Raw genomic sequence first — 11,590 nt, 5'->3', positions numbered from 1 at the left:
CTGCGAGCCTGGGGGCGCCCCGCCCGGGGCTGCACCGGGGGCGTCCGCGTAACTCCGTGAAAACCCCCCACCCCCCCCCACCCCGCCGGCGCGCCGCCCCCCCCCGCCGCCCGGGTCTGCTGCCTGCTGTCGGCAGCGCGAGTGTCGGGTTTTCGCCCAGTTTCATCGGTGATGCGACATCCGGTCGAACATCGCGGACAGTTCGGCCTGTTGACGCTGGACGTCGCGGTCGACGATGTTCGACGATCCGAAGTGGCCGTAATCTCGCGCGATGACGAGCGCGAAACCGACGATGGCGGCAAGGACAACGAGGAAAGTAATCATGGCAGTAATTTTGCGCTCGCCCACTTTCAGCCGAAAGTGGCTGTACTGACATTGTTCGTAAAGATTCAGCCAGTTACACTGAGTCCATGCTGTCCAAGGTCGCCGTCGTCACCACCGGCCCCCTCGCCATGTTCGAATTCGGGGTCGTCTGCGAGGTTTTCGGCCTGGACCGGACCTCCGACGGACTGCCTGCCTTCGACTTCCGCGTGTGCGGAGCCGAACCGGGCAAGCCCCTGCGCTCCACCACGCCCGGCGTCACCGTCACGCCGGAGTTCGGATTGGCGGAACTGCGCGGAGCCGACCTCGTGGCGATTCCCGCATTCCACGCCTCCCTGCTCGGCCCCGGGCTCGATCCGCGCATCGTCGAAGGCGTCCGTGCCGCCGCCGACGCGGGGGCGATCATTCTCACGGTCTGCTCGGGTGTGTTCCTCGCTGGTGCGGCCGGACTGCTCGACGGCCGCAAGTGCACGACGCACTGGCGCTATGTAGACCAGCTCGCCGAAATGTTCCCCGAGACCACGGTCGACCCGGACGTGCTATTCGTCGACGAGGGCAACCTGATCACCAGCGCAGGCACCGCCGCAGGCATCGACGCCTGCCTGCACCTGGTGCGCAGGGAGATCGGCAGCGCCGCCGCCAACGGCATCGCGCGGCGCATGGTGGTGCCGCCGCAACGCGACGGCGGGCAACGCCAGTTCATCGAGCGCCCCGTTGCCGCGTGCACGTCCGACAGCCTCAGCGCCACGCTGCAATGGATGGGCGAGAACCTCGAACTCCCGCACACCATCGACGATCTCGCCGTCCGCTCGGTGATGTCGACGAGAACCTTCGCCCGCCGCTTCGCCGCCGAGACCGGAACCACCCCGGTGAAATGGCTGACCAACCAGCGCGTCCTCTACGCCAAGCACCTCCTGGAAGATACCGACGGCGGCCTGGAACACATCGCCGCGCAAGCCGGCTTCGGCTCCGGCGCCCTCCTACGCCACCACTTCCAACGCATCGTCGGCATCGCCCCCACCGAGTACCGCCGCCGCTTCGGCGGCCACCCGGCCGCCGAAGCAGACAGCGCCTAATCGCCCTACCCCAGCGGCTCGACGGCGGGCGCACCGGTCCGGGCGCCCGGCCCTATCAGCCGGGCAGACCAGCCGCGATGCGGTCGGCGTTGATACGGTTGCGCACGTGTCGGACAGCTCACCTACCCCCAGGCGCGTGCGCCGCACCCGCAGGACATTGGTCCTGGGCGGCGCCCGGTCCGGCAAATCCGCGTTCGCGGAGGGGCTGGCGGCCGACCCGGGGCCGGTGCGTTATCTCGCCACCGCGGTCCTCGATCCCGCCGACCTCGACTTCGCCGAACGCATCGCCCGGCATCGCGACCGCAGGCCCGCCGACTGGACCGTTGTCGAAAGTGCTGATCCCACAGCGGTTCTCACCGAATCGGCCAGCGCTGCCCAGGTCGGCGCGACCTTGATCGACGACGTCGGCACCTGGCTCACCGCACGCATCGACGCCAGTGCCGCCTGGGAATCCCCGCGCGGCACCATCGCCCCCGATACCGACGCGTTCATCGAGGCGGTCGAGGCCTATGCGCACCGGCTGGTGATCGTCAGCCCCGAGGTCGGGATGGGCGTCATCCCCGCCACCCGATCCGGTCGCCTGTTCCGCGACGAGATCGGCACCCTCAACCAGCGCCTCGCCGCCATGTGCGACGAAGCCTTCCTGATCGTCGCGGGCCTGCCTGTCCGCCTCAAATAGTGGGAACCGGGCGATGTGCGCGGCGGCGCCCTGGGCGGGCAGTATGAGGCGGCGTAGGAACGAACTGCCCTGACCCCGAAAGGCTCGACAGTGACACACGGATTCGGACCGGTTGCGGCGCCCGACGCGCAGATTCGGGCGGCAGCGCAGCAGCGGCAGGCGCAGCTGACCAAACCCGGTGGTGCGCTGGGACGGCTCGAGGAACTGGGCAACTGGGTGGCGGCATGTCAGGGCGTGTGCCCGCCGAAGCAGTTCGAGCGGGCCCGCGTTGTGGTGTTCGCGGGCGATCACGGTGTCGCGCGGCACGGGGTGTCGGCGTATCCGAGCGAGGTGACCGCGCAGATGGTCGCCAATTTCCTCGGCGGTGGCGCTGCGGTGAACGCGCTGGCGGTGGTGGCGGGCGCGACCGTACGGGTGGCCGATATCTCCGTCGACACCGACACCGATCCGCAGATCGGCAAGCACAAAGTGCGCCGATCCAGCGGGGCCGTCGACCGCGAGGACGCGCTCAGCACCGAGGAAGTACAGGCGGCGCTCTCGGCGGGCATCGCGATCGCCGATGAGGAAATCGACGCGGGCGCAGACCTGCTCATCGCAGGCGACATGGGAATCGGCAACACCACGCCCGCGACGGTGCTCATCGCGACCCTCACCGACACCGAACCGGTCGCCGCGGTCGGGCGCGGCACCGGCGTCGACGATGACGGCTGGGCGCGCAAGGTCGCCGCGATTCGCGATGCCATGCGCCGCGCCCGCCCCGTCGCCAAAGATCCCGTCGAGCTGCTGCGCGTCGCCGCGGGCGCCGATTTCGCCGCCATGGCAGGCTTTCTGGCCCAGGCCGCGGCCCGCCGCACTCCGGTCATCCTCGACGGCGTGGTCGTCACCGCCGCCGCGCTGGTCGCCGAAGACCTGGCCGCGGGCGCCAGCGCCTGGTGGCTCGCGGGCCATCGCTCCACCGAACCCGCGCACACCCTGGCTCTCACCCGATTGCGCCTCGAACCGCTGCTCGACCTGAACATGCGCCTCGGCGAAGGTTCCGGCGCACTCACCGCCCTCCCCATCCTGCGCGCCGCCGTCGCCACCCTCGCCGACATGGCAACGTTCGCCGAAGCGGGCGTCAGCACGGCCGAACCGACGGCGGACGACGGCGCTACCAGCGTATCCGGCGCGAATGCGGACACCGACGGCGACGATGAGGGGGGAACCTCGGGCACCGCAGTTCCCTCCGGCGCCTCCGACAGCGGTACGGGCGTCTCCCCCGACGCCGACGGCACGGTGCACCGATCACCGCATACGAAGCCGGATCTGACGAAATGAGCGTCAGGCATCCACTACCGGGCCGGTGCGCATGAACGAGTTGCGGCTGGCGGTTTCCTGGCTGACGGTGGTGCCGGTACGCGGGCCGGACACCGTGGACCGCGCGACGGCCGGGCAGGCAATTGCGTTGGCGCCGTTGATCGGTGGCGGGCTCGGCGCCGCCGCCGCCGGGCTGTTGTGGGTGCTGATCTGGGCGGGGGCGGCCGCGCCGCTGGCCGGGCTGCTCGTGGTCGCGGCGCTGGCGCTGGTCACCCGGGGCATGCATCTGGACGGCCTCGCCGACACCATGGACGGACTCGGCAGTTACGGACCGCCCGAACGCGCGAGGCAGATCATGAAATCCGGCGGCGTCGGGCCCTTCGGAGTCGCGGCCGTCGTGTTTTCCATTGGTATCCAGACACTTTCGTTCGCCGCACTGGCGCAGGCCGAGCGCTGGTTCGCGGTGATTCTCGCGGTGGTCGTCGGCCGGATCGTGGTGGTGCTCGCGTGCAGGCAGGGCATCGCCGCCGCACCCGGCGCCGGATTCGGGGCCCTCGTCGCGGGAACCCAATCCAGTCTCACCGTCATAGTGTGGGCGGTCGCCGCGATGACCGCCGGGCTGTCGGTCGTCCCCCACTATCGGTGGCTCGGCCCCCTCGTCGTCCTGCTCACACTGACCGTCTCGGCCCTGCTGGTCGGACACTGTGTCCGGCGATTCGGCGGTCTTTCCGGCGACATCCTCGGCGCCACCCTGGAGATCTCGGTCGCCCTGACCGCAGCCGCCCTCGCATTCGGCGCCTGACCGCTCGCGTTGGACCGAGGGCGGGGGGTTGGACAACACAGTCTGGGTCACTGGAATTTTTCCGGCCGTGCCGCACGAATCGTCAGGGCCGGGCAATAAGGTGTGCGTTATGTCTTCCGAGCGCCTGTATTTTCGTCAGTTGTTGTCCGGGCGGGACTTCGCCGTAGGTGATCCGATCGCGACGCAGATGCGGAATTTCGCCTATCTGATCGGCGATCGCGAGACCGGGGAATGCCTGGTGGTCGATCCGGCGTATGCGGCGGGCGACCTGGTCGACATCGTCGAGGGCGACGGGCTGCGCATGACCGGCGTGCTGGCCACCCACCACCACCCTGACCACGTGGGCGGCACCATGCTCGGATTCACCCTGCGCGGCGTACGTGAGCTGCTCGAAAAGACAAGTGTCCCCGTGCATGTCAATGCCGAGGAACTGTCCTGGGTCGCGAACGTCACCGGTATCGCGCCCAGCGAGCTCACCGGCCACCAGCACGGCGACAAGGTCGCCGTCGGCGCCTTCGACATCGAACTCCTGCACACCCCCGGCCACACCCCCGGCAGCCAGTGCTTCCTGTTCGACGACCGCCTCATCGCAGGCGACACCCTCTTCGTCGACGGCTGCGGCCGCACCGACTTCCCCGGCGGCGACTCCGACGAAATGTTCCGCAGCCTCCGCTACCTCGCAGACCTCCCCGGCAACCCCATCGTCTACCCCGGCCACTGGTACTCCCAAGAACCTTCGGCCCCCCTCGCGTCGGTCAAAGACACCAACTACGTCATGCGCCCCAAAACGCTCGACGAATGGCATATGTTCATGCCCAGCTGACCCCCGACCTCGAGCGGCACACGATCGCGACAACGCGAGCACCGACCACCATGGTGTGCCACCCACGGACTCGTGCTCACGACCAACGGGACATGGCTGCGACAGACAGCGAGAGACAGCTCCGCCATGTCCTGTTCATCGGCTGCTGGCAGGAAACTCTGTTGAACTGCGCGGCATATGGATCCGACGAAACGCGAGTGGCGACCGCCATGTGTGCCGCTCACCCACGACCAGCGAGGGCAATGCGGCGAGCGTGACCAGCGGACTTCGCTCTCGCCGAGACATGGCCGTGGGATTCCGCTGCAGTACGCAGACCACAGTTGCGGATGGTGGGGCGGCACGATGGGCCGGTGTGGGTTGCGGACCCCGGGTGGGTCCGCGGATTACATGCTGCGCATCCAGCCGTGGATATCGGCGAACGTGCCGCGTTGGATGCCGGTGAGGGTGTCGCGCAGCGCCATGGTGACCTCGCCGGGTTCGCCTCCGCCGATCTCGAATTCGCCATCGGCGGAGCGGACCCAGCCGACAGGGGTGATCACGGCGGCGGTGCCGCAGGCGAAAACCTCGGTGATTTCACCGGATTCGGCGCCCTTGCGCCATTCCTCGACCGAGACCTTGCGTTCCTCGACCGGGTAGCCCGCGTCGGCGGCCAGGGTGAGCAGGGAATCGCGGGTGATGCCCGGCAGCAGCGAACCGGACAGTTCCGGGGTCACCAGGCGCGCGTCCGAGCCGGAGCCGAAGACGAAGAACAGGTTGTTGGTGCCCATTTCCTCGACGTAGCGGCGTTCGCAGGCGTCCAGCCAGACCACCTGGTCGCAGCCCTTTTCGGAGGCCTGCGCCTGGGCCAGCAGCGAGGCGGCGTAGTTGCCCGCGACTTTGGCCTCACCGGTTCCGCCGGGCGCGGCGCGCACGTACTCGGTGGACAGCCACACCCGCACCGGCTTGACGCCGCGCGGGAAGTACGCGCCCGCGGGCGAACCGAGCAGCAGGTACTTGTAGGCCGTCGCGGGCTTCACGCCGAGCCCCGCCTCGGTGGCGAACATGAACGGGCGCAGGTAGAGCGACTCCTCGCCGCCCGCCGCGGGCACCCAGCCGCCGTCGAGTTCCAGCAGCTGCCGCACCGATTCGATGAACAGCTCCTCCGGCAATTCCGCCATGGCCATGCGGCGCGCGGACTTGCGGAACCGTGCGGCGTTCGCATCGATGCGGAAGCAGGAAATGCTGCCGTCGCTCTGCCGGTAGGCCTTCAGACCCTCGAAGATGGCTTGGCCGTAGTGGAACACCATCGTCGCCGGGTCCAGGGGTAGTGGCCCATACGGCTCGATGCGCGCGTTGCTCCAGCCTTCGCCCTCGGTGTAGTCGATCGACACCATGTGGTCGGTGAAGAAGCGCCCGAACCCGGGTGCCGCGAGGATCTCCTGTACCCGCTGCGCCGGGGTGGGCGCGGGATGCGGAACACGGGTGAACTGTGCGGCGACGGTCATGGGCCTGATCCTATCGGGCACCGATTCACCGGTGTACGCCTGTTCCGCATGCGTGCGCGGACATCCCGTTTTCGGCTCGATCACAGAGCAGCCTGGTCACCCGACACGCCGTGCACCGGGTGCACGAACGCCCGATCCTGCCGCACTGCGTCCCGGCGGTCCCACACCCCGGACCACACAGATCCGAACCACCCGATCCGGCACCGTCGAGCAGCCGGCGGCCCGATCATCCAGCCTGCGCCTCGGCAGTACGGACACCGCTGAAGCGCCCGTTTCGACGAAGGGCGGCTCGGACCCCGACATCCCGTGAATGCGACGACCTGCTCGCCGCCGACGCGGTCCTACTTGGTGTTGGTTTCGACGAAGGGCGGGCGGATGATTTCGCAGCGGAGGCGGCGGCCGCGGACGTCGACCTCTACCTCGGTGCCGGGCTGCAGGTCGGCTTCGGTGTCGAGCAGCGCCAGGGCGATGCCGATCTTCAAGGTGGGTGAGAAGGTGCCCGAAGTGGTTTCGCCGACCGGTTCGCCGTCGCGCAGCACGGTCTGGCCCTGGCGCAGCACGCCGCGGTCGAGTGCCTTCAGGCCCAACAGGATCCGGCGTGGGCCCGCCGACTTCTCCCGCTCCAGTGCGGCTTTACCCCAGAACTCGGGCTTCTTCCAGCCGACGGCCCAGCCGGTGCGCGCCTGCACCGGCGAAATCTCCAGTGACAGTTCATGTCCGTGCAGCGGATAACCCATTTCGGTACGCAGGGTGTCGCGGGCGCCTAGACCGGCGGGCTGACCATCGGCGGCACGCACCTGCTCGACGAGAGCACGGAACAGCGGCTCGGCGTCGGCCCAGCGAGGCAGCAGTTCGAAGCCGTGCTCGCCGGTGTAGCCGGTGCGGCACACCCGAACCGGTCGACCATCCCACTCGGCGTCGGCGTAGGCCATGTACTCCATGCCGGTGGGCAGCCCGAGCGCGGCGAGCACCTCGGTCGAACGCGGTCCCTGCACCGCGAACACCCCGTATTCGCGATGCTCGTCGGTCACCGTGATGCCTTCGGGCGCCGCCTTCTGCAGCTCGGCGACCACCGCGGCGGTATTGGCGGCATTCGGGACGAGGAAGATCTCGTCATCGCTGACGTAGTAGGCGATCAGATCGTCGATCACACCGCCGTCGGGCGCACAGCACAGGGTGTACTGCGCCTTGCCCGGACGGATACGGCCGAGATCGTTGGTGAGCGCCGAATTCACGAACTCGGCAGCGCCTGCACCACGCACGGCCGCCTTGCCGAGGTGGCTGACATCGAACAATCCGACCGTCGTGCGGACGGCCTGATGCTCGGCGACCGTGCCCGCGTAGGACACCGGCATTTCCCACCCGCCGAACGGCGCGAAACTCGCCCCGAGCTCGACGTGAACACCATGGATCGGGCCTTGCAGCAGGTTCGTATCGGTCACCACGGGAGCTTAACCCGGTCGGATTCGCCCTCCGGCTCCGTGCCTGCTGTTGATCCGGGTTGCCTCGTCAGCCTCGAAACCACAGCGGGATCAACGTCGGTCCGCCCTCGGGCAGTGGGTGCGTCACGCTGTCACGCACGAAACCGCAGCGGGTGTACAGACGGGCGGAACGCTCGGTACTGGCTTCCAGGAATGCCGGGACGCCCGCATCGGAGGCGGCTTTCAACCGGTCGCCGAGGATCGCGGCGCCTGCGCCTTTGCCGCGATGATGTGGCACCGTGACGATCACCTGGAGATAGCGGTGCGGCAACTCTCGCGGATGTTCCCTTGCGAGCAGTTCCATCACGGTGGCTGCGCGCTGTAGCGGACGCAGGTCGGGCAGAGCGTCGGCGCGTTCCCTGGCTTCGGTGGCTTCGGACTCGAATCGTGCCACCGACGTGACAGCCTGCCAGACCGACACCGCCCATATCTCGTCGCCGAGCCCCGCGGTCCATACCTCGTCCTCACGCAATGCGCTGTCGATCAGGGTGGGCACGTAGCCGGCCTGGAACTGCTCGACCGAATACCCTTCCAGCACCCATGCACTCACCGCCTCGTCGACGCAGCCCGCGGTGAAGGCCTCGATCAGCGCATCGCGTCGGCCGACGTCGCCTCGCCGGACGGTCAACGTTGTTTCCATCTGTTGTCCTCACGCTCGGAACAGTGTGTGTTTTCGCCAAGGTAGGGACAGCACAGGGGTTTTGCTAGCATTTCGTCACACTGATTCGTGTGTCGAAATGGGGACCCGTGATGACGTGTGCGACCTGCGGCGCGCAGCTCCCGCAGCCGAGGAAGGGCCGCCGCCGCCGCTATTGCTCGCGGTCGTGTCAGGCCCGCGCCTACCGGTCACGCCGCGATGCTGTGACCGCGCCGCGGCGCACCGCGCAGCCCGCCCGCCTCACCACCGTCGGCATCGTGCGCGCCGCCGTCGAGGTAGCCGACAACGACGGCATCGATGGGCTCTCGATGCGCCGCCTGGCAGGCGACCTCGGTATCGCTACAGCGCGCCTGTACCGCCACTTTCCCGACCGCGAGGCACTGCTCGCCGCGATGGCCGAACTCGTGCTCGCCGAAATCCCGCCACCTCCGGCGCATTCGACGGACTGGCGAGCCCAGCTCACGCACGAGGCACACGAAGAATGGCGGCTCTACCGCAGGCACCCGTGGATGCTCACAGTCCTCGCCCGCACCCGCCCACCGCTGGGGCCTGCCCTGTTCGACATCGTGGAACGCACCCTGTCGGCCCTGGATCGCCCCGGTCTGCCGCCGCAGCAGATGCTCGCGATCTACCTATCGGTCTCCGGTCTGGTCCAGGGCCTCGCACTGCTGTGGAGCTCCGAGCGGGCGGACCGGATCGGCGGTGTGGAACCACGCGCCTGGTCGGATGCGCTGCACGGCGAGCTCCCGGAACTCCTGGACCCGGGCACCCGGCCAGTGCTGCACCGACTCTTCACCAACGCGCCCACCGGCCTGGATCTCGATTTCGACGCACTGCTGGAGACCGGACTCGAACTGCTGCTGGACGGCGTCGCGATGCGCCACCCGCCGCTCACCGAATAACCTGTGCCCATGACCGCTGTTGCAGATCGTTCACTAGGACCGGAACTGGCTCGCACACAAACCCTCGGGCCCGACACCGATGTGCTCGTCATCGGATTGACCTCCTCGGAGAACGGCCCGGCGATCGCGCCCGATGACCTGTTCAGTGACGTGCTCGACGCCGACATCCGCGCGGAATTGCTGGACCAGCTCGGTGCGGTCGGCGCGAAGGGCAAGGCAGAGGAATTGTCCAGGGTGCCCGCGCCCGCCGGGCTGGACGGGGTGACCAGCGTGCTCGCGGTCGGCCTCGGCGCCGCCGAGAAGGTCGACGCCGAGCAGATCCGCCGCTCGGCCGGTGTCGCGGCGCGGGCGCTGTCGGGAACCGAGCTGGTGGCGACCACTCTCTCGGGCCTCGACCTCGGCGCCGCCGCCGAGGGCTTCTACCTCGGCGCGTACACCTTCACGCCGTTCAAGTCGGGCAAGTCCGCGCCGAAGCCGGACGAGCGCCCGGTGGCCAGGGTCGAATTGCTGGTGCCGGAGCCGGAATTCGGTGAGGCGGCGCTGATCAAGGCGCAACTGGTCGCCGAGGCCGTCGCCACCGCGCGGGATTTCGTCAACACCCCGCCGAGCCATCTCTTCCCCGCCGAATTCGCCGCGCGTGCGCAGGTGTTGGCCGAGGCGGCCGGGCTCGAGGTCGAGGTGCTCGACGAACAGGCCCTGGAGGCAGGCGGTTTCGGTGGCGTGCTCGGCGTCGGCAAGGGTTCATCGCGCCCGCCGCGCCTGGTGCGCATCACCTACGCGGGCGGACCCAAGAAGGTCGCGCTGATCGGCAAGGGCATCACCTTCGACACCGGCGGCATCTCCATCAAGCCCGCGCAGAACATGGAGAACATGACCTCGGACATGGCGGGCGCCGCCGCGGTGGTCGCCACCACGCTGCTGGCCGCCCGCCTCGGTCTGCCGCTCACGGTCACCGCGACCGTCCCGATGGCCGAGAACATGCCGTCGGCCACCGCGCAACGCCCCGGCGATGTGCTCACTCAGTACGGCGGCACCACCGTCGAGGTGCTCAATACCGATGCCGAGGGCCGTCTCATCCTCGCCGACGCGATCGTGCGGGCAGGCGAGGACGAACCCGACTACCTCATCGACGTGGCGACCCTGACCGGCGCCCAGATGGTCGCGCTCGGCACCAGGACCCCCGGTGTGATGGGTACCGACGAGTTCCGCGACCGGGTCGCGAAGATCTCCCGCGAGGTCGGCGAAAACGGCTGGGCCATGCCGCTTCCCACGGAACTGCGCGCGGACCTGAACTCCAAGATCGCCGATCTGGCCAATGTCGCGCCGCACCGCTGGGGCGGCATGCTTTCGGCAGCGCTGTTCCTCAAGGAGTTCGTGCCCGAGGGCGTGCAGTGGGCGCACCTGGATGTCGCGGGCCCGGCCTACAACACCGGCGGCCCGTTCGGTTACATCGGCAAGGGCGGCACCGGCGTCCCGGTCCGCACCCTCATCGCGGTGATCGAGGACATCGCCGCCGAGTAGTCATTCCGATGCCGATCGAAGGTCGCCCGTCACGCCGCGAGCGGGCGTGGGGCGACCTTCGTTCGGGCCGTGCGGGTGAACATATTGAACGAAACAGCGGGCCGGAACCTACAGATCGCGCAGATCCTGCTCCATCGCGCGCTGTCGCTCGATGCGCTTCCTGGCGTCGTAATCGCGCATCCGTTGCGGATAGCCGGTTTTGCGCACGTCGTAGATCGGGATGCGCAAATCTCCGGCAAGCCGCTGCGCTCCGCGCTCGCCGACCACCCGGCGCGTCCATTCCCCATCAACGGCAATAAGCACGACAGTGACGTCGGTCACTGTTGTTTTCGGCTCGACGTACCCCTCGACCCCGGTGTGGGCGCGTACCCACTGGGCCAGATAGCGGGCATCGTCGCTACGCGAAGAACCCGCACGTAGAACGCCGCTGCCCCGAGCTGCGGCACCACGAAAACGATCCAGCAAACCCACCGCAGTCGACCTCCTGTCCGACACCGGGAATCGCGCGTCACCGGTCTTCCCATCTTGCCAGCTCCGTACAGTTCGC

At 68.7% G+C, this 11,590-nt stretch carries 12 protein-coding genes; 7 read left to right on the top strand and 5 right to left on the bottom strand.

Going from position 1 to position 11,590, the window contains the following annotated elements; genetic code table 11:
* Positions 1-162 precede the first annotated feature (162 nt).
* Positions 163-324, bottom strand: coding sequence for a hypothetical protein (locus ACFU4Z_RS29965; protein WP_379069554.1), 162 nt, complete (start codon positions 322-324; stop codon positions 163-165).
* Between the two features lie 86 nt (positions 325-410).
* Here ACFU4Z_RS29965 and ACFU4Z_RS29960 point away from each other — a divergent pair, with 86 nt between their 5' ends.
* The 5 genes from ACFU4Z_RS29960 (at position 411) to ACFU4Z_RS29940 (ending at position 4,997) form a co-directional block, all read left to right on the top strand.
* A complete protein-coding gene (locus ACFU4Z_RS29960) occupies positions 411-1,397 on the top strand; it encodes a helix-turn-helix domain-containing protein (protein ID WP_379069551.1) in 987 nt (328 codons plus the stop codon).
* Between the two features lie 106 nt (positions 1,398-1,503).
* Positions 1,504-2,076, top strand: coding sequence for a bifunctional adenosylcobinamide kinase/adenosylcobinamide-phosphate guanylyltransferase (locus ACFU4Z_RS29955; RefSeq protein WP_379069548.1), 573 nt, complete (start codon positions 1,504-1,506; stop codon positions 2,074-2,076).
* Between the two features lie 90 nt (positions 2,077-2,166).
* Complete coding sequence (cobT, locus tag ACFU4Z_RS29950; RefSeq protein WP_379069546.1) at positions 2,167-3,393, top strand: nicotinate-nucleotide--dimethylbenzimidazole phosphoribosyltransferase; 1,227 nt, start codon at positions 2,167-2,169, stop codon at positions 3,391-3,393.
* A gap of 31 nt (positions 3,394-3,424) precedes the next feature.
* A complete protein-coding gene (locus tag ACFU4Z_RS29945; RefSeq protein WP_379069543.1) occupies positions 3,425-4,174 on the top strand; it encodes an adenosylcobinamide-GDP ribazoletransferase in 750 nt (249 codons plus the stop codon).
* Positions 4,175-4,283: 109 nt separating this feature from the next.
* Complete coding sequence (locus ACFU4Z_RS29940; RefSeq protein ID WP_379069540.1) at positions 4,284-4,997, top strand: MBL fold metallo-hydrolase; 714 nt, start codon at positions 4,284-4,286, stop codon at positions 4,995-4,997.
* Between the two features lie 383 nt (positions 4,998-5,380).
* Here ACFU4Z_RS29940 and ACFU4Z_RS29935 read toward each other — a convergent pair whose 3' ends face one another.
* The 3 genes from ACFU4Z_RS29935 to ACFU4Z_RS29925 form a co-directional block, all read right to left on the bottom strand.
* Complete coding sequence (locus ACFU4Z_RS29935) at positions 5,381-6,481, bottom strand: branched-chain amino acid aminotransferase (protein WP_379069537.1); 1,101 nt, start codon at positions 6,479-6,481, stop codon at positions 5,381-5,383.
* 341 nt (positions 6,482-6,822) lie between these two features.
* Complete coding sequence (gene gcvT / locus ACFU4Z_RS29930) at positions 6,823-7,923, bottom strand: glycine cleavage system aminomethyltransferase GcvT (protein WP_379069534.1); 1,101 nt, start codon at positions 7,921-7,923, stop codon at positions 6,823-6,825.
* Between the two features lie 67 nt (positions 7,924-7,990).
* Complete coding sequence (locus tag ACFU4Z_RS29925; RefSeq protein ID WP_379069531.1) at positions 7,991-8,602, bottom strand: GNAT family N-acetyltransferase; 612 nt, start codon at positions 8,600-8,602, stop codon at positions 7,991-7,993.
* A 221-nt stretch (positions 8,603-8,823) separates the two neighbouring features.
* Between ACFU4Z_RS29925 and ACFU4Z_RS29920 the strand changes: the two genes are divergently transcribed.
* Both ACFU4Z_RS29920 and ACFU4Z_RS29915 read left to right on the top strand, forming a co-directional pair.
* Entirely contained in the window at positions 8,824-9,522 is a 699-nt protein-coding gene (locus ACFU4Z_RS29920) for a TetR/AcrR family transcriptional regulator (RefSeq protein ID WP_379069528.1), read from the top strand.
* A gap of 9 nt (positions 9,523-9,531) precedes the next feature.
* Entirely contained in the window at positions 9,532-11,043 is a 1,512-nt protein-coding gene (locus ACFU4Z_RS29915; RefSeq protein ID WP_379069525.1) for a leucyl aminopeptidase, read from the top strand.
* A gap of 108 nt (positions 11,044-11,151) precedes the next feature.
* Here the strand turns inward: ACFU4Z_RS29915 and ACFU4Z_RS29910 are convergent, their stop codons facing one another.
* On the bottom strand, positions 11,152-11,514 hold the full coding sequence (locus ACFU4Z_RS29910) for an oxidoreductase (RefSeq protein WP_379069523.1): 363 nt from the start codon (positions 11,512-11,514) through the stop codon (positions 11,152-11,154).
* Between the last annotated feature and the right edge of the window lie 76 nt (positions 11,515-11,590).

The organism is Nocardia sp. NPDC057440, from assembly GCF_042802915.1.
Classification (GTDB): Bacteria; Actinomycetota; Actinomycetes; order Mycobacteriales; family Mycobacteriaceae; genus Nocardia.
The sequence above is the reverse complement of the archived record's forward strand: the minus strand, read 5'-3'. Positions and strand labels throughout refer to the sequence as shown.

Bases quoted from the DNA above. Each gene is read 5' to 3' on its own strand.
- ACFU4Z_RS29965 (WP_379069554.1), bottom strand. From the start codon at position 324: ATGATTACTTTCCTCGTTGTCCTTGCCGCCATCGTCGGTTTCGCGCTC.
- ACFU4Z_RS29960 (WP_379069551.1), top strand. From the start codon at position 411: ATGCTGTCCAAGGTCGCCGTCGTCACCACCGGCCCCCTCGCCATGTTC.
- ACFU4Z_RS29945 (WP_379069543.1), top strand. From the start codon at position 3,425: ATGAACGAGTTGCGGCTGGCGGTTTCCTGGCTGACGGTGGTGCCGGTA.
- ACFU4Z_RS29940 (WP_379069540.1), top strand. From the start codon at position 4,284: ATGTCTTCCGAGCGCCTGTATTTTCGTCAGTTGTTGTCCGGGCGGGAC.
- ACFU4Z_RS29935 (WP_379069537.1), bottom strand. From the start codon at position 6,481: ATGACCGTCGCCGCACAGTTCACCCGTGTTCCGCATCCCGCGCCCACC.
- ACFU4Z_RS29925 (WP_379069531.1), bottom strand. From the start codon at position 8,602: ATGGAAACAACGTTGACCGTCCGGCGAGGCGACGTCGGCCGACGCGAT.
- ACFU4Z_RS29915 (WP_379069525.1), top strand. From the start codon at position 9,532: ATGACCGCTGTTGCAGATCGTTCACTAGGACCGGAACTGGCTCGCACA.